Annotated in this window: 24 protein-coding genes; 14 read left to right on the plus strand and 10 right to left on the minus strand. The window is 63.5% G+C overall.

The features are described 5' to 3' along the window. Positions 1-70 precede the first annotated feature (70 nt). From DTX69_RS07520 to DTX69_RS07530, 3 genes are all read left to right on the plus strand, one after another. Positions 71-2,632, plus strand: a complete 2,562-nt coding sequence (locus DTX69_RS07520) for a GcvT family protein (protein ID WP_119300913.1) — start codon at positions 71-73, stop codon at positions 2,630-2,632. Between the two features lie 287 nt (positions 2,633-2,919). Then, entirely contained in the window at positions 2,920-3,696 is a 777-nt protein-coding gene (locus DTX69_RS07525) for an alpha/beta hydrolase (protein WP_162916859.1), read from the plus strand. Positions 3,697-3,996: 300 nt separating this feature from the next. Further along, positions 3,997-5,205 carry a hypothetical protein gene (locus DTX69_RS07530; protein ID WP_119300915.1) on the plus strand — a complete coding sequence of 403 codons (1,209 nt, stop codon included), beginning with the start codon at positions 3,997-3,999 and terminating at the stop codon, positions 5,203-5,205. Here the strand turns inward: DTX69_RS07530 and DTX69_RS07535 are convergent, their stop codons facing one another. The 7 genes from DTX69_RS07535 to DTX69_RS07565 form a co-directional block, all read right to left on the minus strand. Next, entirely contained in the window at positions 5,206-6,804 is a 1,599-nt protein-coding gene (locus tag DTX69_RS07535) for a lipopolysaccharide biosynthesis protein (RefSeq protein ID WP_119300916.1), read from the minus strand. Positions 6,805-6,991: 187 nt separating this feature from the next. Then, on the minus strand, positions 6,992-7,816 hold the full coding sequence (locus DTX69_RS07540; protein ID WP_162916861.1) for a sulfotransferase: 825 nt from the start codon (positions 7,814-7,816) through the stop codon (positions 6,992-6,994). A gap of 350 nt (positions 7,817-8,166) precedes the next feature. Then, the gene (locus tag DTX69_RS07545; protein WP_119300918.1) at positions 8,167-9,738 is read right to left on the minus strand and encodes a GMC family oxidoreductase; all 1,572 of its coding nucleotides are present in this window, start codon (positions 9,736-9,738) and stop codon (positions 8,167-8,169) included. Positions 9,739-9,753: 15 nt separating this feature from the next. Beyond that, positions 9,754-10,263: a hypothetical protein gene (locus DTX69_RS07550; RefSeq protein ID WP_162916863.1), complete on the minus strand. Its 510-nt coding sequence runs from the start codon at positions 10,261-10,263 to the stop codon at positions 9,754-9,756. 50 nt (positions 10,264-10,313) lie between these two features. Continuing rightward, positions 10,314-10,709 carry a VOC family protein gene (locus DTX69_RS07555; protein ID WP_119300920.1) on the minus strand — a complete coding sequence of 132 codons (396 nt, stop codon included), beginning with the start codon at positions 10,707-10,709 and terminating at the stop codon, positions 10,314-10,316. Positions 10,710-10,819: 110 nt separating this feature from the next. Next, positions 10,820-11,140: a ribbon-helix-helix domain-containing protein gene (locus DTX69_RS07560; protein ID WP_119300921.1), complete on the minus strand. Its 321-nt coding sequence runs from the start codon at positions 11,138-11,140 to the stop codon at positions 10,820-10,822. 146 nt (positions 11,141-11,286) lie between these two features. Further along, complete coding sequence (locus tag DTX69_RS07565) at positions 11,287-11,670, minus strand: c-type cytochrome (protein ID WP_162916865.1); 384 nt, start codon at positions 11,668-11,670, stop codon at positions 11,287-11,289. A 176-nt stretch (positions 11,671-11,846) separates the two neighbouring features. On the opposite strand from DTX69_RS07565, the gene DTX69_RS07570 reads away from it, so the two are divergent. The 5 genes from DTX69_RS07570 (at position 11,847) to DTX69_RS07590 (ending at position 16,150) form a co-directional block, all read left to right on the plus strand. Further along, on the plus strand, positions 11,847-12,476 hold the full coding sequence (locus DTX69_RS07570) for a LysE family translocator (RefSeq protein ID WP_119300923.1): 630 nt from the start codon (positions 11,847-11,849) through the stop codon (positions 12,474-12,476). A gap of 8 nt (positions 12,477-12,484) precedes the next feature. Next, positions 12,485-13,114: a LysE family translocator gene (locus DTX69_RS07575; RefSeq protein ID WP_119300924.1), complete on the plus strand. Its 630-nt coding sequence runs from the start codon at positions 12,485-12,487 to the stop codon at positions 13,112-13,114. A gap of 12 nt (positions 13,115-13,126) precedes the next feature. After that, entirely contained in the window at positions 13,127-13,756 is a 630-nt protein-coding gene (locus DTX69_RS07580) for a LysE family translocator (protein WP_119300925.1), read from the plus strand. 24 nt (positions 13,757-13,780) lie between these two features. Then, positions 13,781-14,959, plus strand: coding sequence for an aminotransferase class V-fold PLP-dependent enzyme (locus DTX69_RS07585; protein WP_119300926.1), 1,179 nt, complete (start codon positions 13,781-13,783; stop codon positions 14,957-14,959). Between the two features lie 273 nt (positions 14,960-15,232). Next, the gene (locus DTX69_RS07590; RefSeq protein ID WP_162916867.1) at positions 15,233-16,150 is read left to right on the plus strand and encodes a glycosyltransferase family 2 protein; all 918 of its coding nucleotides are present in this window, start codon (positions 15,233-15,235) and stop codon (positions 16,148-16,150) included. 72 nt (positions 16,151-16,222) lie between these two features. On the opposite strand, the gene DTX69_RS07595 is transcribed toward DTX69_RS07590, so the two are convergent. Then, positions 16,223-17,002, minus strand: coding sequence for an SDR family oxidoreductase (locus tag DTX69_RS07595; protein ID WP_119300928.1), 780 nt, complete (start codon positions 17,000-17,002; stop codon positions 16,223-16,225). A gap of 152 nt (positions 17,003-17,154) precedes the next feature. On the opposite strand from DTX69_RS07595, the gene bmt reads away from it, so the two are divergent. Genes bmt through DTX69_RS07610 form a run of 3 tightly spaced genes read left to right on the plus strand, consistent with a single transcriptional unit; the run spans position 17,155 to position 20,749 of the window. Continuing rightward, on the plus strand, positions 17,155-18,213 hold the full coding sequence (gene bmt, locus DTX69_RS07600) for a betaine--homocysteine S-methyltransferase (protein WP_119300929.1): 1,059 nt from the start codon (positions 17,155-17,157) through the stop codon (positions 18,211-18,213). Between the two features lie 30 nt (positions 18,214-18,243). Beyond that, on the plus strand, positions 18,244-20,004 hold the full coding sequence (gene argS, locus DTX69_RS07605) for an arginine--tRNA ligase (RefSeq protein ID WP_119300930.1): 1,761 nt from the start codon (positions 18,244-18,246) through the stop codon (positions 20,002-20,004). Positions 20,005-20,008: 4 nt separating this feature from the next. Beyond that, on the plus strand, positions 20,009-20,749 hold the full coding sequence (locus DTX69_RS07610; protein WP_119300931.1) for an SIR2 family NAD-dependent protein deacylase: 741 nt from the start codon (positions 20,009-20,011) through the stop codon (positions 20,747-20,749). Positions 20,750-20,810: 61 nt separating this feature from the next. Here DTX69_RS07610 and DTX69_RS07615 read toward each other — a convergent pair whose 3' ends face one another. Both DTX69_RS07615 and DTX69_RS07620 read right to left on the minus strand, forming a co-directional pair. Further along, the gene (locus tag DTX69_RS07615; protein ID WP_119300932.1) at positions 20,811-21,536 is read right to left on the minus strand and encodes an oxygen-binding di-iron domain-containing protein; all 726 of its coding nucleotides are present in this window, start codon (positions 21,534-21,536) and stop codon (positions 20,811-20,813) included. 29 nt (positions 21,537-21,565) lie between these two features. Then, positions 21,566-22,147: a TetR/AcrR family transcriptional regulator gene (locus DTX69_RS07620; protein ID WP_119300933.1), complete on the minus strand. Its 582-nt coding sequence runs from the start codon at positions 22,145-22,147 to the stop codon at positions 21,566-21,568. Between the two features lie 125 nt (positions 22,148-22,272). Between DTX69_RS07620 and DTX69_RS07625 the strand changes: the two genes are divergently transcribed. From DTX69_RS07625 to DTX69_RS07635, 3 genes are read left to right on the plus strand one after another with little or no spacing between them, the layout of a single operon-like run. Beyond that, positions 22,273-22,899, plus strand: coding sequence for a helix-turn-helix transcriptional regulator (locus tag DTX69_RS07625; RefSeq protein ID WP_119300934.1), 627 nt, complete (start codon positions 22,273-22,275; stop codon positions 22,897-22,899). Beyond that, on the plus strand, positions 22,896-24,038 hold the full coding sequence (locus tag DTX69_RS07630; RefSeq protein WP_119300935.1) for an aminotransferase class I/II-fold pyridoxal phosphate-dependent enzyme: 1,143 nt from the start codon (positions 22,896-22,898) through the stop codon (positions 24,036-24,038). Before DTX69_RS07625 ends, DTX69_RS07630 begins: the two co-directional genes overlap by 4 nt. Further along, positions 24,038-24,934 carry a PhzF family phenazine biosynthesis protein gene (locus tag DTX69_RS07635; RefSeq protein ID WP_119300936.1) on the plus strand — a complete coding sequence of 299 codons (897 nt, stop codon included), beginning with the start codon at positions 24,038-24,040 and terminating at the stop codon, positions 24,932-24,934. Before DTX69_RS07630 ends, DTX69_RS07635 begins: the two co-directional genes overlap by 1 nt. Positions 24,935-24,936: the final 2 nt, after the last annotated feature.

A 24,936-nucleotide genomic window follows, 5' to 3' on the forward strand; every position in this document is an offset into this window, starting at 1 on the left:
AATCAGGCGGCAATCGCGCCGCCACACCGCCCTATAGTCGGCCGGCAATACCACTTCTGGGTCGCGGGCAATGGCAGAGTTTCCGGAGAAGGCAAAGGTCGTCATCATCGGCTTGGGCGGGATCGTCGGCGCGGCGGTCGCCCATCACCTGGTCGAGCGCGGATGGAGCGATATCGTCGGCATCGACAAGTCCGGCCTCCCGACTGACATCGGATCGACCGCCCACGCCTCCGACTTCTGCTACACCACTAGCCACGACTTCCTGTCCTGCTGGACCACGCTCTACTCCATCGATTTCTACGAGAAGCTGGGTCACTACGAGCGCATCGGCGGCCTGGAGGTCGCGCGCGTCGGCGACGATGCGCGCATGGATGAGATCAAGCGCAAGGTGGCGTCGGCCAAGGCCTTCGGCACACGCGCGCGTTTGATCGGTCCGGCCGAGATCAAGAAGAAGTTTCCGCTCATCGAAGAGAGCGTGGTCCAGGGCGGCCTGTGGGATCCCGATGCCGGCCTCGTCATCCCGCGCTCGCAAACCGTCGCCGGCAAGCTGATTGACCAGGCGACGGCGTCCGGCAAGCTCAAGGCCTTCGCCAATACCCCAGCCAAGTCGCTGGTCATCGAGAACGGCCGCATCAAGGCCGTGGTGACCGACCGCGGCACCATCCAGGCCGATTACGTGGTGGTCTGCGCCGGCCTGTGGGGCCGCTTGATCGCCGAAATGGCGGGCGAGGACCTGCCGGTCATGCCGGTCGATCATCCCCTCACCTTCTTCGGTCCGTACACCGAGTTCGCGGGCACCGGCAAGGAGATCGGCTGGCCGCTGCTGCGCGACCAGGGCAACTCCGCCTACATGCGCGACACCGGCGATCCGACCACGTCCGAAGGCGGCATGATCGAATGGGGCTATTACGAGGAGACGAACCCGCGCCTGTGCCATCCGCGCGACATCCTCGAAAAGGAACAGGCACGCTTGTCGCCCTCGCAGCGCGACCTCGACATGGAACACATCCTGACGCCGCTGGAGCGCGCCATCGAGCTGACGCCGATCCTGGGCGAGCTCGGCTATAACGAGCAGCGTTCGTTCAACGGCCTCCTGCAGGTGACGGCCGACGGCGGCCCGGCGATCGGCGAGAGCCAGAAGGTGCGCGGGCTGTGGTATTCCGTCGCCATCTGGGTCAAGGACGCGCCGGGCATGGCCAAGCTGGTCGCCGACTGGATGACCGACGGGCGCACCAACATCGACCACGCCAAGATCGACTATGCACGGTTCTATCCGCACCAGCTGAAAGAGGCCTTCATCGAGGGCCGCTGCGGCGAGGCCGCGCAGAAGATCTACAATCCCGCCGTCCATCCGCGCGAGCCCTATGCGACCGGCCGCGACGTCAAGCGCTCGCCCTTCTACGACCGCGAGAAGGAGCTCGGTGGCTATTTCATGGAGCTCGGCGGCTGGGAGCGCGCCCACGGCTACGCCGCCAACGAGCACCTGCTGAAGAAATACGGCAACCGCGTGCCGGTGCGCGAGAACGAGTGGGACAACCGCCACTTCTGGCGCGTCTCCAACGCCGAGCACCTTGCCATGAGCGAGGATTGCGGCATCGTGAACCTGTCGCACTTCTACATGTTCGACGTTGAAGGACCGGACCACGTCGCGCTGATGGAGTGGATCTGCGCTGCCAAGATCGGCGGCGATGCCAATATCGGCAAAGGCATCTACACCCACTTCCTCGATGACGAGGGCATGGTACGCGCCGACCTCACCGTGTTCCGCATGGCCGATCGCTGCCGCGTAGTCGACGGCGCCGACGCCGGCCCGCGCGACCTGCGCTACGTGCAGCGGGTGGCGCAGGACAAGGGCTTCAACGTCACCGTCACCGACGTGAGCGAGAAATACGTCACCATCGGCCTCTGGGGCCCGAACGCGCGGGTGACGCTGCAGAAGGTCGTGGAGGATCCGAACGGCCTGACGCACGAGAACTTCCCCTTCGCCTCGATCAAGCCGATCAAGATCGCCGGTAAGAATGTGACCGCCTTTCGCATCTCCTATGTCGGCGAGCAGGGTTGGGAACTGCACATGCGCTACGAGGACGGTCTCGCCATCTGGGACGCGCTCCGTTCGACCGGCGTGATGGCGTTCGGCGTCGAGACCTACGCCAACAGCCGCCGGATGGAGAAGAGCCTGCGCTTGCAGAATGCGGATCTCCTCACCGAGTACAACCTGCTCGAGGCCGATCTCCAGCGCCCGAAGGTCAAGGAGGCCGACTTCCGCGGCAAGGCCAAGCACCTGGAGCATCGCGCCCGCAAGCACCAGCCGGCGATGTTGTGCACGCTGGTGATGACCAGCAACATCGATTCCAAGGGCGTCGCCCGCTACCCCGTCGGCACCATGCCGGTGATGGATCCGGAGACGAAGGAAACGCTAACCGACGAACTCGGCCGCCACTCCTTCACTACCTCGGTCGCCTATGGTCCGACCATCGGCAAGAACATCGCGCTGGCCTACCTCCCCTGGTCGTACTGCCAGGAAGGCCGCAAGCTGATCGTGGAGTATTTCGGCGAGATCTACCCGGTCGAAGTCGCGGGAGTCGGCTACAAGCCGCTCTACGATCCGGAGAATTTGAAGCCGCGGACGTGATCTCCGCCCGATGTGAGCCGGCCGTCTCTGGCCACTCGCTGAAGTTTGCCAGCCGCGTGAACCACGCTTCAACGGTTTCTGCCTGACCTTTGGAAGTGGAACACGCGTACGCGACCGCCGCTCACTTTGTGGACAGTCTCAACTGCTGATGTAGACTCACGTTCAAATTCGGCGGGAGTTCCCCAATGACCGGCAGACTCCAGCAGATGGTGCCGAGGTGGCGCCGGCACTGCTGCCGAGCTTTGCTATTCGCAGCTCTGCTATTTTCACCAGCGGTCCCGGAGGCCATGGCCGACCGCAGCTCGTTGGAGAAGCCAATGTGCTGGGGCTGGATGGAGGAACTGCTGTTTGACGAATGGCGAGACCTTGCAAATTCAGGTGGAAGGCCAAACAAGGCCGCTGCCGGGATTATATTTGAAGATCAAGTCGTGACCGGTGCCGACGGCGCGCATCTGCGTGGCTATCGGGCATTCTCTGCGTCCGTCACAGCACCAGATGAGCAGCCTGCGGTGCTGGTGGCGCCCGGGAACGCCATGCTTGCCGACCAGCTGTACACGGTTGTGGCGTTCTTTGCTGATCGAGGCAGGACATCGTACGTGTTCGATTATAGGGGGTATGGCGATTCAGACGGCTCGCCATACTCGACCGCCATTATCGAAGACTACAAAAGGCTGTTGGCGTTCATCCGAAACGTGGGCCATCCACGCATTGCCGTCTACGCAATGTCTTTTGGCGGCATTGTGACACTTGCCGCGTTGGACGACGACGCGATCAGGATTGACGCGCTGGTCCTGGATGGCGTCCCTTCGGAATTGCCGTGGATCGCAATGTGTCCTGAATCGCTTGATCCAATCAACAACATCGGCGCAGCTCCCGAGCCAACTCTTGTCTTGAGCGGCAGTGCCGATCCTATTGTGACGCCGGAGCAGTCGTCCGAGCTTCGCGCCGCCGCTCTCAAGCGTCACATGCAAGTTCAGGTATTGCCGGGGTTCTCGCATCCGGGATTGGATGAAAGTCCGCGAGCGGAGGAGCGTCTCGACATTGTCTTCAGGTTCTTGAACTAGCATTGCCCGCGGCCGTGGCGCCCGCGAGCTCTTTGAATCCGGAGAACGCACCGTTGCGCGCATAGCTCGCTCCAATATGACAGCCAATGAAATCGCCCCCGTCGCAATACCGGAGCTCTTATTTGGCGCCATGTCACCGCTTTGTCCCTCCACCTGGGCGCATCGCACTGGTATCGCAATCGGGATGTCGAGCGGGCGTCGGTATTTCTTACCTTACGCAACTTCCACACTCTGGAATCTGCTACCTCATGGTCCGCGCCTTAGACGCGGGAAAACATGTGTGGCCGAGGTCCGGGAACAATGATCAACACCCTGCGCATTTCAGTGCACGAAGAACGCGATGCCAGTGCGGTCGTGCGCACCGCTTCCTACAGCTCGCCCGCCGGTTCGCGCCGCGTCTTCTACCATGTGTCCGGCGACGTCCTGCCGCCTCCGTTGGAGGTCTATGACTTCGCCGTCGTGGCGGCGATCTACGCCGCCATGCGCGAGGGAATTCCGGTGCATGTCGAAGGCCCCGTCACGGCGGAGCTGCTGCGCAATCTGGAGGAGTTCCAGGAGGCATGGGCGATGTGGCGGTCGACGCACCGGCCCGTCCAGATCACCGCGGACCAGATTCTGCCGGCGCAGCAATCGCCGAGCCGGCGCGGCGTCTTCGCCTTCTCCGGCGGCGTCGATGGAACATTCGCGCTTCTGAGGCACCATGCCGGCCGTGCCGGCTTGCGCACGGCGCGACCCGTCTGCGCCATGCTCGTGTGGGGATTCGACCTGCCGCTGGACAACCAGAGCGCTTTCGACCGCGCGCACGGCAGCATCTCCGACATGATGGGCCCGCTCGGAATTCCGCTGGTCACCGTACGCACGAACTGGCGCGCTCATCTGTCCAGAGATTGGCTGATGGAGTATCACGCCGCGCTCAGCGCCTGCCTGCTCCAGTTCCGCGGGCTTGCCAATGTCGGTGTCTGCGGTGCCGGCGAGGATTATTCGCAGCTCGCCGTTCCCTGGGGCTCGAACCCGGTCACCAATCACCTGCTGTCCGGCGGCGGCTTTCAGTTACATACCGAAGGCGGCGGCTTCACGCGGACGGAGCGTGTCCGCCTGATCTGCGACTACCCCGACGTTGCCGCCAAGCTCCGCGTCTGCTGGGAAGGCCCGAAGACCGGTGGGAATTGCGGCGTTTGCGAGAAGTGCATCCGGACGAAGCTGAATTTCCTTGCGAATAAGCAGGAGCCGCTCTGCTTCGACCGTCGGCCGACCGACATGGAAATACTGAGGCTGACGGCGCGCAACCAGGTTCAGCTCGCCTTCCTGAACGAGATCATGGCTGCCGCCAGGAAGAACGGCGCAAGCGGGCCATGGCTGTCGAGCCTGCGGCTGGCGATCGCGAAGAATCGCCTTATGCTGCCGGCCCGCACGTTTGGACGTCGCGTCGCCGCTCGAATGCGGCCGCTGCTCGGACGACCCGTCGTCATCAAGGCAGAGCAGCGCGCGCCTCAGGTGCAGAAAAAATAGCTACGCCTTCCGAAAGCGGGCGCGGACCGCCTTCAGCTGGCCGTGGGCCATCTTGCGCGCCTCTTCCGAGATCGCGTAGATCAGGACGCCATACACAGCCATTCCCGTTATGACACAGAGGACGAGCGGCACGAGGGCCCTCTCGAACTGCGGCTGAAGCACGGCCATGAGCACCCAGACGACGGCACCCATCATGAGCGACGCCAGCAGCGGCCTGGCGATCGCGCTGAGCGCGTCCTGAGGTTTCAGGCCGGAAGCGCTCCGTAGCATCCACAGCTGAAACGGCAGCGCCAGATAGGCCCGCAGCACGGTGGCCGCTGCCACCGCAAGCAGCCCGAACGGCGCCGCAGCCAATGCGAAGATGATCGTTGTGATCAACTGGAAGAGCGCGAAGGTGCGCAGCGTCGCGCCGCGGCCGAGCGCCATCAACACCGGCGAGGTGAAGCTGTTGAGCGCGTATGGCACGACCATGAATGAGAAGATCTGGACGATCTTTCCTGAGACTTCCCACTTGTCGCCGAAGAGGGCCGGAACCGCCTCTGGCGCCAGCACGCCGAGGCCCACCAAGGCCGGGCAGCTGAGCATGGCGCTCTTCGAGACCATCCAGCGATAGGCCTTGATCAGTTCGGTGCTGTCGCTTTGCAGGCGCGACAGGGTCTGCAGCGCCACCACCGTGAAGGGGTTGACGGTGCCGTGCAGGACCAGTTCGTTGGTGCGCCGCGCCGTGCGATTAAGGCCGACCGCGGCTGCACCGATCATCGAGCCGAGAATCAGGTCCATGGCCCTGCGCGGCAGCAGACTCAGGATCTGCTGCACGGCGATGTTGAAGCCGAATGCCCACGTGGCACGGAGCTGCTCCTTCGAGAAGTTGCGGCCGGGCACCCACGGATAGGCTTGCCATGACACCAGCGTGTTGGTCGCCTCGGTCACGAGGCGCTGCACCACCAGCGCCCAGATGCCAAAGCCCGTGACCGCCGCCGCGATGCCCGCGGCGCCGCCGATCGTTCCACTGATCACGGAGCGCAGAGCCAGCGACTTGTGTCCGAATTCGCGAAGCCGCAGCGACATGTGCGTCGCACCGAGCGCGGCAATCGGCAGCACGAAACCCAGCCCTTGCACCGGCCCGGTGGCATGGGACAGTTCCAGCATGTTCATGATCGGCGGCGCGAGCAGCAGGATCGCAAACGCCAGGACCAGCGACGAAGTCAGGTTGGTCCAGAAGACCGTATCCGCCAAGGCGGGCGTAAGCTTCTTGGCCCGTGGAATGTTCTGCACCATGCCGCCGATCGCAATGGCACGGCCGATTTCAGCCACCGCCTGCGCAATCGCATAGATGCCGAAGTCCGCAGGTGACAGCAGGCGCGCAAGGACCACAAAGACGATGAATGCGAACACCTGGTCGGACAGGATTCGCAGCACGGTCCACAGGATGGACCAGCGCGTCTTCTTCCTCAGGGTATCGTCGTAAGTAGCCGGCTGGTCGTCCAGCGGGTCGATCGGGTTCCTCAGTTCGGTGCGCCTTTTTAGTTTCTGCGGGACTGGTGGCTTGCCCGAGAGGATAGTCATGAACGGATCGACCTTGATAGTTGTCCGCGCCATCCCCCGCCACGGCCCTGGCGCGCGCCCCTGTTACCAGATCGCTCCCCGACCGGGAAGTATCCGTGGTGCCGAACAAGGATTCTAAGGATAAGCAGGTTGCCGATCTGCTCCGATGTCACAGAGATGCAACGGGAAGCGCCGGCGCTTCACGCTCTGCCTTGCGGCGACCACGCGGACGACCGTTTGATCAGGCCACGAGCCGTCGCCAGAGCCGGTCCCATTTCGTGGGATGAAACTGCGGGATCGGTTCGAACGCCCTCTCCAGCAAGCCTTTCTCCGTCAGGTAGCGCTTGAATTCCGGCCAGTTCGCGACCCGATCCGAGACGTCCTTGTTCCGATCCTGCCGTGTCATGCCAAGCGCAGGATCGTCAGGCGGCAAGGTGAACGGGCCAAGGCCACAATCCTCGAGGATCGCGCAGAAACGACCAGCGACGGTGAGAGGCGACGCTGCGAGATCGGTTTCATAGGTCAGTTGATAAAACGGTTTGCCCATCGCCCAGCAAACAGCTTCCAATCGCCGGTACCAGTCGTTGCACCGCCGGCTCCACTTCAGGAAGTGGCGAGGATCGATGCTCACCTTCATGTCCGTCGTGTCGACCTTGGTCCACTGGTTGAGACGCGCCGCCTTGCGCTGAGAGACGTAGACGTCGATTGGGCGCCGCCGGATGAAGACGATGATGGAATCGGACCTACTGATGATTGCCTTATTCACTTGGCGGACGGAGAGTTGATTCACGAAGACCTTGAACGTCAGGATGCGCTTTTCCGGCGGCATCAGGTCCAGCAGACACTCCAACGTCAAGCCAGGATTCCGTCGAACCGCGTCGACCGTCTGCTGATTATCCGGAGCGCACGTCAGCGGCCGCCCGAGGCGCCGCGAAAACTCCTCGAGTTCAGGAGGATCCATGCGCCAGATGCGGGACGGATTGAACAGCTCGCGCCGTGACTCGATTTCGGGAATGTTCGACAGCACCTTGGAGAGGTGATTGGTGCCGGTACGGGCGACGCTCACGATGCAAACCAGCCTGCGCGCTCCACGGCGAGCAACATCGGCTGCTGGGCCGATTGCAGCTTCATGGATCCTGCCCGGCGATGGCCCAAACAATGGGCTGCTCGCATGTGTCATGTTCTCCTGCTCCCCATCTTCCTTCGATCATTGAGCGAAATGGTTCCATGATCGTGCGACGGGAATCGTCGCATGCCCGAGGTACGGGAAAGAATGGGGAAAACACGCGTCGCGGGCTGCGGTTCCCGGCGTCCTTCGCAAGGGCGGCTGAAACCTGTCGGTAATCCCACCCGGGAGATGCCGCGCCTCCGCTCCAGCCGTGCGGCTGGGGCGGAGAGACGGCGTAGTCCTCTGCGTCAGATCTCGTTCTTTGCCATCCGCTCGGCGATGTATTCCGCCTGCCGGATCGCCAGTGCCACGATGGTCAGCGTCGGGTTTTCCGCCGCGCCGGTGGTGAACTGGCTGCCGTCGGAGATGAAGAGGTTCGCGATGTCGTGGGTCTGGCCGTGCTTGTTGACCACGCCGTCGCTCGCCTTCTCGCTCATGCGGTTGGTGCCGAGATTGTGCGTGGAGGGATAAGGCGGCGTCCTGAACGTCCGCACTGCGCCCACGGCCTCATACACCGCACTGCCCTGCTTGTAGGCATGCTCGCGCATCGCGATGTCATTGGCGTGATCGTCGAAATGCACGTTCGGCACCGGCAGGCCGTACTGGTCCTTCTCGGCCCGGTGCAGCGTGATCGCGTTCTTCTCCTGCGGCATGTCCTCGCCCACCAGCCACATGCCGGCCATGTTGGCATAGCCTTCCATCGCGCTGGCGAAGTCGCGGCCCCAGGCGCCGGGCTCAAGGAAAGCCGCCATGAACGGTACGCCGAGCGAGAGGGTCTCCATCTCGTAGCCGCCGACGAAGCCGCGCTCCGGCTTGTTGCCCGCCTCGTCCTTGATGATGCCGGCCATGGTGGTGCCGCGATACATGCGCACCGGCTTGTCGAAGATCGCATAGACCGATCCCGTCATGTGCCGCATGTAATTCTTGCCGACCTGGCCTGACGAGTTCGCGAGTCCATCAGGGAACTTGGCCGAGGCGGAATTGAGCAACAGCCTCGGACTCTCGATGGAGTTGCCGGCGACCGCCACCACGCGCGCCTTTTGCACATGCTGCTTGCCGTCCTTGTCGGCATAGAGCACGCCGGTCACCTTGCCCGCAGCGTTGTGCTGGATCTGCAAGGCTTGGCTGCTCGGCCGTACCTCGAGATTGCCGGTCGCCTCGCCCTTCGGAATCTCGGTATAGAGCGTCGACCATTTCGCGCCGGATTTGCAGCCCTGGAAGCAGAAGCCGATCTGCTGGCAGGCGCCGCGTCCGTCGCGCGGCTGCGAATTGATCGCCATGTTACCGGTGTGGAAGTCCTTGTAGCCGAGCTTCTTGGCGCCGGCGGCAAAGACGCGGAAGTTGTTACTGCCCGGCAGGCGCGGAATACCATGGGTGCCGGTGACACCCAACTTGTCTTCCGCGCGGTCGTAGTACGGCTCCATCTCTGCGAGCGAGATCGGCCAGTCGAGCAGATTGGCGCCGGGAATGTCGCCGTAGATCGACTTCACCTTGAACTCATGCTCCTGGAATCGCAGCGAGGCGCCGGCCCAATGTACCGTCGATCCGCCGACCGCCTTCACGATCCAGGCGGGCAGGCCGGAGAAATCCTTCGCCACCCGCCAGCTGCCGGACGTGGTGCGCTTGTCCAGCCAGGAGATCTGGCCGAACATGCCCCACTCGTCGTTGCTGAAATCCTCGATCTCGTGCCGACCGCCTGCCTCCAGCAGCACGACCTTCACGCCCTTCTGCGCCAGCTCGTTGGACAGCGTTCCGCCGCCCGCGCCGGAGCCGATCACCACCACCACGCTGTCGTCGTTCAGTTCGAATGTCGCGGCCATGATTGCGATCCTCCCTCAGGCGTCCTGCAGCCAATCAATGTCGTCGAAGCCGCGGTCGATGTAGCCGCCGAGCTCCGCCGATGGCCCTTCGTAGCCCAGCACCTTCCAGACATCCGGGTTGTTGTAGATGCCGACGACGCATTCGCCGCGCACGGTCTGGAACGGCGCGGAGCTCTCGATCGCCTTCAGCACCGCTTCCTGGCCAGCCTCGTCCAGCGTCTCGAACTTCTTGTCCTTGAGCGTGGCGGCACCTTCCTGCAGCGAACGCAGCAGGGCTGGGTCGCTCGCCGCCTTCTCGTCCAGCCCATGGATGACCTTGCCGTAGATCGTATCATCCAGCATCGCGTGCGGATAAGTCGCGCGCGCCATGCGCACCAGCATCGCCGCCTCATCGCCCGTCAGTGCCTTGGTCGACATCGCCCAGGCGCCGTTGCCGCCAATCACCAGATTGCCGCCGGCCACTAGGACGATGGCGCCCGACGTCGTCGCCAGGAAGGCGCGACGCCCCATCACGCTCTTTGACATTGTGTCTCCTCCACTTGTTTCGGCCGCGTGCACCGCGGTCATCTCTTTTGTCAGCGATAGCGGCCGTGCCGCTGCAGAACCTCGATCTTGTAGCCGTCGGGATCCTGGACGAAGAAGAAGCGAGCCATCAGCGTACCGTCGCGATGGAACTCCTTGATCGGATTCGGATTGAGGCCGCTCTCCGTGAAGTGCCGATGCTCGCCGTCGAGGTCCGGCACGGCGACGGCCACATGGCCGTATCCATCGCCATGCGTATAAGGCTCCGCGCGACCATGATTCCAGGTCAGCTCGATCTCGAAATCGTTCTCTGGATTGCGCAGATAGACCAGCGTGAAACCATCAAAGTCGAACCGGTCGGCCGGCTTCAGCCCGAATGCCGTGTCGTAGAATTTCATCGACGCGTCCAGGTCGCGGACGCGGATCATGCTGTGAATGATCTTTGCCATGGCTTCTCCCAAGCTTGGCCCGAAAGTAAGCTTAGGAGCGTGGCGCGCGAGCGGGTGTTATCCGATTACTACAGAGCAGGTTCTTGCCGCACTTTGCAGTGCAGCATTGGTCACGCGACCTTCATTTCTTCGCTGAGGTCGTTCTGGGCAACCTGGACCAAATTCATGCCCTGGTTCTTCTCGATGAACACCGCGCAGGTCACCCGCAGCAGCGAGGTGAAGTTGCCAACTTCGCCGCGCAGTTCCAGCACTTCGTCATGCAAGGTGCTGATGAAGCGGCCGGTGGACATGCCTTCCCGCTTGGCGATCTGGTCCAGGATGGACCAGAACAGGGCTTCCAGGCGGATGCTGGTGCTGAATCCGTTCAGCCGCACGGAGCGGGTAATAGTTTGATAGATCGCAGGATCTTGGCTGGCGAACACATGACACATGACGGCGGCTCCTCCCAGGTGAGCCCGTTTTCGGGCTTGCGCCGGCCTAGCGGGCGGGCAATCCCGCACCGGCGTTGGGGAAAAGATTAAACCCTCCCCGCCAGCAATCAAGTCGCCCTAAGTCCAAGGCGAATGGTTCGGATTGGTTAGCGCCGCGTCTTGAGATACTCGATAACGAGTTTGCGCTTATCCGGGTCGGCCTGCTTGTAAAGCATGACCGCGCCGGGGATAACCGATTGCGGATCGGCAAGCCAGCGGTCCAGTATGCCTTCGTCCCACACGATCCCGCTGCCGCCTGCGACGAGTGCCGGCGAATACTTGAACCCGTCGACGCTGCCCGCCTTGCGGCCGACCACGCCAAACAGATTGGGTCCCTGGCGTGGTCCCGCCCCCGTTTCCGCGACATGGCAGGTGCCGCAGGATTTCCTGAATTGCGCTTCAGCTGCAGCCAGATCGACCGGGCCGGCCGATGCTGCAGACATCAAGATCACAAGCCAAAGCATCACACCCAAACTCGGCCGGAACCGCATGACCATCCTCTTTTGAGATGGGAGTCGTTGCCGATTCTAGCCGCGGGGAAGGAGAAACGGTGTTAGCCGCATACTACAGTGCCGCAGCCGGCAGCCTCGGAAAGTAACAGTACAATTTCCCCCTTGCGTGCCCTGACCCAGCCATGGCTGGCTCGCTCTCAGCAAGGAGTCATGCCATGCCTGACCTTCACACCTGGATTTCATTCGTCGCCGCCACCGAGGCACTGCTCATCACCCCGGGTCCTACGGTCTTGCTGGTCATTTCTTACGCGCTGGCGCAGGGCAAGCGCTCCGCCTGGGCGACGGTACCGGGCGTCGCCGCCGGCGACTTCACGGCAATGGCGCTGTCCCTGGCCGGCCTCGGCGCGGTGCTCGCTGCCTCGGCCGAGTTGTTCACGATCCTGAAGCTGGCGGGCGCCGCCTACCTCATCTATCTCGGCATCAGGGTCCTGCGTGCGCCGGTGCCGGAGACGCTGGACGAGAACGCGCCGCAGGAACACGCACCGTGGCGCATCACGGCGCACGCCTATGCAGTGACGGCGCTCAATCCTAAGAGCATTGTGTTCTACGTCGCCTTCTTCCCGCTGTTCCTCAGCACCGACCTGCCGCTTCTGCCGCAAGTCCTGGTGCTCGGCACGACCTTCCTGGTGATGGCCACCATCAACGCGATCCTCTATGCCCTGATGGCCGGACAAGTGACGCGATTCCTGAAGGGCTATCGCGCGCGCAAGAACCTGAACCGTGCCGCCGGCGGCATCCTGCTGGTGACGGGCGGCTTTCTCGGCCTCGCCCGCCGGGCGGCGTGAGCGCAGCCATGCCCGACCTTCACATCTGGATCGCCTTTGTCATCGCGGCCGAGGCGTTGCTGATCCTGCCTGGCCCCACCGACATGGTGGTGGTGAGCTATGCCCTCACCCGCGGCCGGCGCTCCGCCTGGGCCAGCGTGCCGGGTGTGACACTTGGCGATGCGACCGCGCTCGTTCTCTCGCTGCTCGGCTTGGGCGCGGTGTTGATGGCCTCGGCCGAGCTGTTCAACGCGCTCAAGATTGCCGGCGCGATCTATCTCATCTATCTCGGCATCAAGACCTGGCGCGCGCCGGTACCGAAAACGCTCGAAGAGGATGCACCGCTGAAACGCGGCGGCTGGCGCATCATGGCGCATACCTACGTGGCGACCGCGCTCAATCCCGGCGGCATCGTGTTCTATGTCGCGTTCTTCCCGCAGTTCCTCAGCGCCGACAAGCCGCTGCTGACCCAGGTCGCCATCTTCGGTGCAACGTTCATCGTCATGGGCACGGTCAACTCGATCCTGTATGCGACGCTGGCACTCCAGGTGCGGCGCTTCGTCCGCAGCTACCGCGCGCGCAAGAACATGAACCGGGCGACCGGCGGCTTCCTGATCGCGATGGGCGGCCTGGTGGGCTTGGCGAAGCGTGCGGCGTGAGAAGAGAGACGGATGCCTGAACTCCACACCATGGGTGCCTTTGTCGCGGCCGCTATCTTGTTGCTGGTCATGCCCGGCCCGACCGATACGCTGGTCGTGAGCTATGTCTTGACCCGCGGTCGCCGCTCGGCCTGGGCGAGCGTTCCCGGCGTGGCGCTCGGCTATATCACGTCGCTCACCTTGACCCTGCTCGGTTTGGGTGCCCTCCTGATGACCTCCGCCGAGTTGTTCAACGCACTGAAGATCGCCGGTGCTTTCTATCTGATTTATCTCGGCATCAAGACCTGGCGCGCGCCGGTGCCGGAGACCCTGGACCACGATGGCCGGCTGGCGCGCGACAAGTGGCGCATGCTGACGCAGGCCTTTGTTGTGACCGCGCTCAACCCGGCCGGCATCATGTTCTATGTGGCCTTCTTTCCGCAGTTCATCGACGTCGATCGGCCGCTCCTGCCGCAGATGGCCGCCTTGGGAGCGTGCTTCGTCGTCCTCGGCACACTCAACTCCGCGCTCTATGCCACGCTCGCCGCGCAGGTGCGCGGCTTCATCCACAGCTATCGCGCCCGCAAGAACATCAACCGCGCAACCGGCGGCGTTCTGATCGCCATGGGCGGCATGATCGGCCTCGCCAAGCGCGCGGCGTAGTCAAGACAGTTGGAGGGCCCATCGATGAAAACGCTCGACATCGGCCGCCTGCGCGCAGACACGCCAGCCTGCGAAAAGCTGATCCACTTCAACAATGCCGGCTCCTCCCTGATGCCGACTCCGGTCTATCGGGCAGTGCTGGATCATCTGGCTCTGGAGCAGACCATTGGCGGCTACGCGGCCGAGGACCAGGCCTGCCCGATTCTGGAGGATTTCTACGACGCGTTCGCGACGCTGCTGAATTGCGATCGCGCGGAGATCGCCTATGTCGAGAACGCCACCCGCGCCTGGGATATGGCGTTCTACTCGCTGCCCTTGAAGGAAGGCGATCGAATCCTCACGGTCGAGGCGGAGTATGTCAGCAACTTCCTCGCCTTCTTGCATCAGGCGAGGCGCCGCGGCCTGGAGATCGACGTGGTGCCGAGTGACGCCGGCGGCCAGCTGGATCTCAATGCCATGGAACGCATGATCACGCCCAAGACCAGGCTGATCGCCATCACCCATGTCCCGACGCAAGGCGGCCTGGTCAATCCGGCAGAGGAAGTCGGCAAGATCGCGCGGCGGCACGGCATCACCTATCTGCTGGATGCCTGCCAGTCGGTCGGCCAGATGCCGCTCGACGTTGAAAAGATCGGCTGCCAGCTCCTGTCCGGCACCGGGCGCAAGTTCCTGCGCGGCCCGCGCGGCACCGGTTTCCTCTACGTCTCGAAGGACATCATCGATCGGCTCGATCCGCCCTTCATCGACCTGCACGCCGCCAACTGGACCGACGCGCGCAACTTCGAGATCCGACCCGACGCGCGCCGTTTCGAGAATTGGGAGAGCTATGTCGCGGGCCGTGTCGGCCTGCGCGCGGCGGTGGGCTATGCCTTGGCGCTCGGCCTCGATCAGATTCGCGATCGCGTGAGCATGCTGGCGGATCGCCTGCGGGCCTCGCTGTCGGAGCTGCCGGGTGTCAAGGTCCAGGATCTCGGCCGCGTGCGCTCCGGCATCGTGACCTTCACGAAGGAAGGTGAGCAACCGCGCGACATTCAGGCCCGTTTGGATGCTGCCGATATCGCCGTCTCCGTCTCCAGCAAGACCTCCGCCCAGCTCGATTTCGGCCGCCGCGGTCTCAGCCAAGTGGTGCGGGCGTCCGTGCACTATTTCAACACGGAGGACGAAATCGGCCGGTTCTGCGAGGCCCTGGGCGGCGCCAAGTGATGCCCTGCCGAATGCCGTCGTGAGCAATCTGAGCAGAGGGCCCATTGGCTCGCCCACTTTGGGCTTCACGCCAGTGGCCTAGAGAAATCTCACTCACGCTGCGGTCTCTTTCGATGCGATGCTGCACTGCGAGCTTGGCTCCTTCCGCAGCGAGCGCGAATCTCACGCAAAGCTCACGGGTTTTGCCGCGATACTTCTTGCCCGAGCAGGGGCATTAGAGCTATGCAAAATTTGTCTGTATTGACCGGGATTGCGTTCCAAAGGAACCGGTTCATGACGGTCCCGCAAGTCAGCGTTGTCATCACTGCCTACAACCGCCCAGACTTCCTAAAGTCTGCGATCGAAAGCGTACTGGCGCAAACCTTCCGCGACTTCGAGCTGATCATTGTCGACGATTGCTCGCCGACTGAGCTTTTCAGCGTCGTCGAGCAGTTCGGCGCGGGAATTCGTTTCCACCGGCAAGAGCAGAACTGCAAGCTTTCGCACACCAGGAATACCGGTATCCGGCTCGCGCGTGGTGAGTTTATCGCCTTCCTCGATGATGATGATGAATGGCTGCCACTCAAGCTTGAACGGCAGATGAATGCCGTGAAAGGCTACGATGCGTGTCTGTGCGCGTTCAAGGATATGGAGACGGGAAAGGCGTCCATTCACCCGGTGCGTGAAGTCACGCCCGAGATGCTGCTCTATCGTAACAAGTTCTGCGGCCCTAGCGGCTTCTTGTGTAAACGGAGCGTGCTGCTGGAGGAGCCGTTTGACGTGCAGCTGCCGTTGGGTTCGGATTGGGACATGTATATCCGCCTGGCACGCCAACGCCCCATGGCCTATTTGCCCGAACCGCTTTTCCTGAGACGCACGTCGGACCCCGCCAGCATGACCAACAAGAAGAGGACTGCGGATCTGCAGGAAACGTTGGTCTTCGCCAGGCCGCTGGAGAAGCACCGGAGTTGGTTGGGCGAGCGCGTGTTCCGCCGCAACCTCGCTGGCGCCATCATGACCAACATCAAGGTGAGGCCGCGCAAGTGGCAGATCCTGCGTACGGCGGTCGCAAGAGCGGGGCTTGCTCCGACGCTCTGGTATCTCTGGTACAAGATCATCGGCGGCGATCGACGATTGTGGGCCGACCGGCAGTGGCGGCGCGAGCATGAACGCAGCCCGGGCCAGCTGCCATCGACCTCGGCGGCTTCTTAATGATGGTCAGGTAACTACCCCGCTTCGCGATTCACTATCGGAGCCGAGGCAGCGCGGCTGGAGGAGTAGCGCCTATAAAGTCCCTGGATAGGTGCCGCCGTCCACCAGGACATTCTGCCCGACGATGTACCCGGCGTGTTGGCTGCATAGGAAGGCGCAGATTGCGCCGAACTCCTCCGGCGTGCCGAAGCGGCCGCTCGCCTCCGCTGCCTTCGCCTCCGTGAGCGCGGCGTCGAGCGAGATCTTGCGCGCCTTTGCATCGGCCTCGGTCAGCTTCACCAGGCGCTCGGTCTCATGCGAGCCGGGCAGCAGGTTGTTGATGGTCACGTTGTGCTTCGCGACCTGGCGCGACAGGCCGGCGACAAAGCCGGTCAGGCCTGCACGCGCACCGTTGGACAGGCCGAGCGATGGATACGGACTCTTCACTGCGGCTGAGGTGATATTGACGATGCGGCCCCAGCGCCGCTCGATCATGCCGTCCACCACGGCTTTGATCAGCAGGATGTGGGTCACCATGTTGTTCTGCACCGCTTGGTGCCACTCATACTCGCTCCAGTCCCGGAAGTCGCCCGCCGGCGGCCCACCGGCATTGGTCACGAGGATGTCGGGATTGGGGCACGCGGCGAGCAGCGCCTGCCGGCCCTCTGCCGTGGTCACGTCCGCCACCACCGACGTGACGCGGCTGCCGGTGGCGCGGCGAATGTCCTCGGCCGTTTCGGCAAGCTGCGCCAGGTGGCGCGCGGCAATCGTAACCTTGACCCCTTCCCGCGCCAGTGCTTCCGCGCAGGCCCGGCCCAGCCCCTTGCTGGCGCCGCAGACGATGGCCTTCTTGCCGGCGATTCCGAGATCCACGTTTCAGCCCTCCCCGGCGCTCCATGCGGCGCCTCCCAATCCTTTTAGGTCAAGGACTTGGGCCAGTCCATGGGGCACAGGTCCTTCTCGCTTGCCGGACTGGGAAGAACGGCATAGGTTGCGATGCAGCAACGATATCCACAGGCTCTTCGATGTCAGACCGTTTTCAGCAACTCCTGAACAGCCGCCCCTACCTGATGGCGGATGGGGCTACCGGCACCAATCTGTTCGAGGCTGGGCTGATGACCGGCGACGCGCCAGAACTGTGGAATTTCGAGCAGCCGGAGCGGATTGAGCAACTGCACCAGTCCTTCGTCGATGCCGGCGCGGACCTCTTCCTCACCAACTCCTTCGGCGGCACGCGCTACCGGCTGAAGCTGCACAACGCGCAGGATCGGGTGCGCGAGATCAACCGCGAGGCTGCCCGCATCGCGCGCCGCATCGCCGACAAGGCTCGCCAAGAAAAGGGCCGTGAGATCATCGTGGCCGGCTCGATGGGCCCGACCGGCGAACTCTACGAGCCGCTGGGACCCTTAAGCATTGAGGACGGCGCAGACGCCTTCGCGGAGCAGGCGCGCGCCTTGGCCGAAGGGGGCGTAGACGTCCTGTGGATCGAGACCATGTCCTCCAAGGAGGAAGTCACGGCGGCCGTGAAAGGGGCTGCGGTGACAGGCCTGCCGATCGTCACGACCTGCTCGTTTGATACCAACGGCCGGACCATGATGGGCCTGACGCCCGCCGACTTCGTTGCGTTCGTGCACGAGTTGGATCCGAAGCCGGTCGCCTATGGTGCCAATTGCGGCGTCGGCGCGCCGGACCTCGCCGTCACCATCACGCAGCTGAAGGCGGCCTCGCTGCCCGGCGACGTGATCGTGGCAAAGGGCAATTGCGGCATCCCGTACTACGAGGAAGGCCACATCCGCTACAACGGCACGCCAGACCTGATGGCGGAATACGCCAAGGTGGTGCGCGATGCCGGCGCGAAGATCGTCGGTGGTTGCTGCGGCACCTCGTCCGATCATCTGCGTGCGATCCGCAACGCGCTGGATTCCCATCAGCCTGACGATCCGCCGACGGTCGACAGCATCGTGACGCGCCTTGGTCCATTGACTTCGAAGGCTGCGGCGACGCTGGGCACGGAGCAGCCGGGCGGCGGACGACGCGGCCGGCGACAGCGCGCGAACGGGGCGGACAGCCACCCCAACTTCTGACGACAAGAACTACAAAATCAGAGTCTTTCGATGTCTTCTTTAAGCGGCGCGCTCACTGAGGTTGTGGCGCGGGTGTTCGATGAATTGGGCCTGCCGGCCGAGTATGGCCGGGTGACCATCTCCAATCGGCCCGATCTCGGCCAGTTCCAGTGCAACGGCGCACTCGCCGCAGCCAAGGCCGCGAAGCAGAACCCGCGCGCCATCGCCGAGCAGGTGATGGCAAAGCTGCAGGTCATGCCGCAACTGCGCGACACGTCGCTGGCAGGACCCGGCTTCATCAATCTATCAGTGACCGACGAAAGGCTTGCGGAGCACGCGAACTGGATGGCGGGCGATGAACGCCTCGCCGTCACGCGCAAGCGGCCGGAGATGGTGGTGCTCGATTACGGAGGCGCCAACATCGCGAAGGCCATGCATGTTGGCCACCTGCGCGCCGCCATCATCGGGGATTCGCTGCGGCGCATCTTCAGCTTCGCCGGCGACAACACCGTCGGCGACGTGCACATGGGCGATTGGGGCCTGCAGATGGGCATGCTGATCTCCGAGCTGGAGATCCGCCGGCCCGACCTGCCCTACTTCGATCCGAACTTCAAAGGCCCATACCCGAACGCAAGCCCGGTCACGGTCACGGAACTCGAAGAGATCTATCCGACTGCCTCGGCCGCCTGCAAAGCCGACCCGGCGCGCAACGAGCGGGCACGTGTGGCGACTGCGGAACTGCAGCAGGGCCGCCCTGGCTACCGCGCCTTGTGGCAGCATTTCTTCGATATCTCGGTCGAGGTGCTGAAGCGCGATTATGGCGCGCTCGGCGTGCATTTCGATCTGTGGAAGGGCGAAGCGCACGTTGACCCGCTGATCGGTCCCATGGTTGAGAAGATGAAAGCGATGGGGCTGGCGGAGGTGGATCAGGGCGCACTGATCGTCCGGGTCGCACGGCCGGACGACAAGAAGGAGATCCCGCCGCTGATCCTGGTCAAGCGCGACGGCGCGGCGATGTATTCGACCACGGACCTCGCCACCATCGTCGACCGGGTGAACGAGCAGAACCCCGACCTCATCCTCTACATCGTCGACCAGCGGCAGCACCTGCATTTCGAGCAGGTGTTCCGCGCCGCCATCATGGCCAGCCTCAACGGCAAGGCGAAGATGGAGCATCTCGGCTTCGGCACCATGAACGGCCCGGACGGCAAGCCTTTCAAGACCCGCGAAGGCGGCGTCATGAAGCTGCAGGACCTGATCGCCATGATGACCGGCGCAGCGCTCGATCGTCTCAAGGAGCAGGGCCTTGCCACCGACTACGACGAGGCGGAGCGCAAGGACATCGCCAAGAAGGTCGGCCTCGCGGCGCTGAAATTCGCCGATCTCAGCAATCACCGCATCGCCAACTACGTGTTCGATCCGGACCGCTTCGTCCGCTTCGAAGGCAAGACCGGACCCTATCTGCTCTACGCCGCCGTGCGCATCAAGTCGATCCTGCGCAAGGCCGACGCGCAGGGCGACAGGCCCGGCACAATCCTGCCGCCGGAACCGGGCGAGCGCGACTTGGTTCTCGCGCTCGGTGCGCTGCCCGATGCGATCCAGGCCGCCTATGATGAGCGCGCGCCCAACAGGATCGCGGACTACGCCTACGGTTTGGCGCAGACCTTCAGCACCTACTACAACCAGTTCCATATCTTGAGCGAGCAGAACGACGCCCTGCGCCGCTCACGGCTCGGGCTAGCAGCGCTCACCTTGCGCGCATTGGAACTGTCGCTGTCATTGCTGGGCATCGAGGTGCCTGAGCGGATGTGATGCGATGGCGATCGATCTTCCGTTCGAGCTGATTGATCGCCTGCGTGTCGCCAAGCGGATCGTCGCGTTCACTGGCGCCGGCATCTCCGCCGAGAGCGGCCTTTCTACCTTCCGCGACAAGCAGACCGGACTCTGGGCCCAATACCGGCCGGAAGATTTGGCGACACCACAGGCATTCCGGCGCAACCCGCGCATGGTGTGGGAGTGGTACGAATGGCGCCGCGGCTTCGTCGCCAAGGTGGAACCCAATCCCGGCCATCATGCGCTTGCCCGCATCGAAGCGGCGCGGCCGGGATTCTTTCTGGTGACGCAGAACGTCGATGGACTGCACGCCCGTGCCGGCAGCCGCAACCTAGTCGAGCTGCACGGCAATATCCGCCGCACCATCTGCTTCGAGCACCGTCACCTGGCGGAGAGTTGGGAACCGGTGGAGGAGCCGCCGCCACGCTGTGAACGCTGCGGCGGTCTGTTGCGCCCCGACGTCGTGTGGTTCGGCGAAGCTTTGCCGGAAAATGCCCTGCGCCGCGCGCAGGAGGCCGCCGCGCACTGCGACCTGTTCCTCAGCATCGGCACCTCGACGCTGGTCTATCCCGCGGCCGAGCTGCCTTTCATCGCCGGTTCCAACGGCGCGACGGTGATCGAGATCAACCCCGACTTCACGCCGCTGAGCAAGCTGGCCGATTTCGTGCTGCGCGAAAAAGCCGGCGTTGCGCTGCCGGCGATTGCAGCGACGATGCTGGAGTGAGGGCCAACTCTCAGTCATGGTGCTTGGCACGACTATGACGTAGAAAGGGGCACTGCGTTCGCTATGCCGCCATCCTCTGCAAACCGCTGGCGTAGTAGTCCGCCAAAGCGTTAAGCGCGCCGGCGCAGTCGCCGTTGAAGGAGGAGCCGTGCATGAGGCCTAAGGTGCGCGGCTTCAACGCCGCGAGTTTGCGGATCGTAGGCGCGGTGGCGACCCCGATGCTGGTGGCGTGGAACATGTCTTCCGCCGCGATCGCGGGGCCGACGATGTCGCTGCCGGTGACAGCCTGGCCGTCACCGAGGTGCGTCAAGAGATCGCCGCACAGCAACGTACCGGTCATCTCTTCGTAGACCACGCCGGCTTCCCAGCAATGCGGCACGTGTGGCGTGTCGATATAGCGCACGCGCTTGCCGCCGAGATCCAGCACTTCGCCATCGGCCAATGCGCGCGGCGTGCGGTCCGCGAGGTCATTCAACGAGACCATGCAGGCGATCTGGCCGTGCGCCACCTCCGCGTACGGTGCCGCCGCAAGCCAGCTGTTCATCGCGCCGCATTCATCCGCTTCCACGTGCCCGAAGGAAATCCAGCGCAATCTCTCCACCGGTACGACCTTCGCAACCGCGGCAGTGATCAGCGGGAAGATCCCGCGCATGCCGCAATGAAACAGCAGCGGCTCATCGCCCTTGATCAGGAATTGGTTGAACGTGAAGCCGGACGGCGGCACATCCGGAAAAAAGGTCGACAGGCGATAGATGCCGTCCGCGATCTCATTGATCCTGGTTTCCATGCTTCTCTCCCAGCTTAATCCTTCGCGCCCTAATCCTTGCGTACGAGCCGCGCATGAATAATCTCGGCGATGGCTTCGGCCGCCTGATCCCGCGTCAGATCTATCTGCTGCAGCGACCGGCAGACGCGCACATCCAGCAAGGCCGCAGACGTCCGGATGAGGTCGCGATCGATTGCGAACGGCGCCAGTGCGGCGCGCGTCAGCGCGATGCGGTGCTGCAGCTCTTCTCCGACGAACGTGCGCACGATCGGAAGCCGGTCTTCATCCGCGCGCACCAGATCGAACGCGACGTTGTCGTAGTATTCGAACAGCGCGCGCACCAGACGCAGCAGCCGCTCCTTCATCGTCGGCACGCCGGCGAAGATCGCTTCGGTGGGCGGCGGATAGGTCGCCATCACCATCTGGCCACAAGCCATGATCGTGTCGTCGAGGGTCGGAAAGTGGTGATAGACGGTGCCGATGCCGACGCCCGCCCGCTCCGCGATCTGCTTCATGGTGGTGGCCGCAATCCCCTGCTCGCCGTGCAGCTCGAAGGTCGCTTGCACGAGGCGACGGCGCGTCTCCTCCGCGCTCTCGGCGCGCCGTTTCAGCTGGTAGGCTCTGCGTTTCACATCAGCTTACAATTCGTCGAACATAATTTCACTGAATATCTGTTCTCCGAAAGGGAGTCAAGCGCCACCGGTCGAGACAATTTGTCTGTATTGACAGTTCGTCACGATCGCGGCTCCATACGCGCATGCCCGACCCGTTCGCAGCTCATCGCCCAGTCGCCCAGGCCATCGCCGCCCTGCTCGACCCGCATGCGGAGGTGGTGATCCATGACCTACGCAGCGATCGCATCGTCGATATCTGGAACGCCTTCTCGCACCGGCAAGCCGGCGACGAATCGCTGCTGGGCGACGACATCGAGTTGCACCTCGATCGCGATGTCTTCGGCCCCTACGACAAGGCAAATGTCGATGGCGCGCGGCTGAAATCCATCACCGCGACTCTGCGCGATGCCAACGGCAAGCGCATCGGCCTGATGTGCATCAACCTCGACGTGTCGCTGTTCGACCAGGCGATCAAGCTGCTCTCGGCTTTCGCGGCGCCGAGCGAGCCGCGGCCCGAGGCGATGTTCCACCAGGACTGGCGTGAGCACATCAATCTCACCATCCGCGCGTTCCTGGAGAGAAAGCGCAAGGCGCTGAAAGCGCTCGATCGCGAGGAGCGCATCGCACTGATCGCGGAGATCGATGCGGCCGGCCTGTTCCAGGCGCGCAATGCCGTGCCGCATGTCGCCGGCGCGCTCGACGTGTCGCGCGCCACAATCTATACGCTGCTCAACGCGGCGCGTTCCTCCAGCATGAAGGTAGCACAATGACCAAGCTTCCCGATTTCAATCTCGAGGTCTATCTCGGCAAGTGGGAGTTTGCCGCACGCTGGCACATGACGCCGTCGGACGCGCAGACCCTCACGATCAAGGAGCTGCTGGAGCTGGCCGATCCTGCTGATCGCGCGGCATGGGAGGAGCTGCCGCTGGGCTACATCGAGACCTGGGGCACACCGAAGCTGCGCGCTACGGTCGCTGCGACTTACAAGGGCATCACGGCCGATGACGTTCTCGCCTTTGCCGGCGCGGAGGAAGGCATCTATTGCGCCATGCACGCGCTGCTGACCAAGGACGATCACGCGATCGTCGTCACGCCGAACTACCAATCGGCGGAGCAGGTGCCGCTGTCCTTGTGCGCGACGGAAGGCGTGGCACTGCGGCCGGAGCGCAACTGGGATCTCGATCTCGAGGAGCTCGCGGCGAAGATCCGGCCTAACACCAAGCTCATCTCGATCAATTTCCCGCACAACCCAACCGGCAAGATCATCGATCGCGCGAGCTTCGATGCGCTGGTCGCGCTCTGCCGCAAGCATGGCATTTGGCTGTTCTCCGACGAGGTCTATCGCGGACTGGAGATCAATCCCGCGCGGCAGCTCCCCGCCGTGACCGAGCTCTATGAGCGCGGCCTATCCCTCGGCGTGATGTCGAAGGCGTACGGACTGCCAGGCCTGCGCATCGGCTGGGTACTGTCGAAGGACCACGCCCTGCTCTCGCAGATGGAGCGCATCAAGAATTATCTCTCCATCTGCAACGCGGGTCCGAGCGAGCATCTCGCCATCATCGCGCTCAAGGCGCGCGAGAAAGTGGTCGGCCGCAATGTTGCGCTCGTGCGTGATAATCTGAAGGCGGTCGAACAATTCTTCGCGGAGTATCCCGGCCTGTTCGAGTGGTACCGCCCCGATGGCGGCTGCGTTGCCTATCCGCGCTATCTCGGCGCTGACGGCGTCGAAGCCTTCGCCAAGCGCATGGTCGAGGAGGCTGGCATCGTCGTGCTGCCCAGCTCGATCTACCACTCGAGTCTCGGTCCAACGCCGAAAGACCGCTTCCGCATCGGTTTCGGGCGCTTCCAGACCAAGGCTGGGCTCGACGCGATGCGGCATTTCCTGGGTCTGAATCGTTCCGCCGCCTGATGCAGCTGTGCTATGCGATCGTCGACGTGTTTGCCGAGGCGCCGCTGCAGGGCAATCCGGCAGCGATCGTGTTCGACGCGGATGCGCTGGACGGCGCGCGCATGCAGGCGATCGCGCGCGAGTTCAACCTGTCGGAGACGGCCTTCATCCTGAAGCCACAGGATGCCGCGCATACTGCGCATGTGCGCATCTTCACGCCGCGGAGCGAAGTGCCGTTCGCCGGTCATCCCAATATCGGCGCAGCCTTCGCTTTAGCGAACGACAGGCCGCTGCGCGGCGATGATCTGGTATTCGAGGAGTCGGCTGGCTTAGTTCGCCTGCAGCTCGAGCGCGTTGGCGAGCGCGCGATCGGCGCGTCGCTGACTGCGCCACAAACCTTGTCGACCCAGGAAGCGCCGAGCGTTGCCGCAGTCGCTGCCGCGCTTGGCTTGCGGGCCTCCGACATCGTCACCAGCACGCATCCACCGATCACTGCTTCCGTCGGCCTTGAGTTCATGTTTGTGGAAGTGAGCGATGTTGCGGCCTTAGGGAAAGCGCGCGCCCACCTGCCCGCGTTTGATCTGATCCGCGGCAGTCATGGCATTGAAGGTGTTCATCTCTACGTGAAATGGCCGGCTGCCGAGGGCGCACACATCCAAGCACGCAATCTCTCACCCTACGACGGCATCGGCGAAGACCCCGCGACCGGCAGCGCCACTGCGTCTTTGACAGCGCTGCTGGCGCAGCTCGATCCGCGCTCCGATTGCGATTTCCGCCTGAAGGCCCGCCAAGGGGTTGAAATTGGCCGCGCCAGTCTCCTCAACGGTCTCGTCAGTAAGCGCAACGGCCGCGTCGCACCATCAGTTGTCAGCGGCCACTGCGTGGCGGCCATGCAGGGCCTGCTGACAGTTTCATAGCG

The organism is Dongia deserti, from assembly GCF_003574735.1.
Taxonomy (GTDB): domain Bacteria; phylum Pseudomonadota; class Alphaproteobacteria; order Dongiales; family Dongiaceae; genus Dongia_A; species Dongia_A deserti.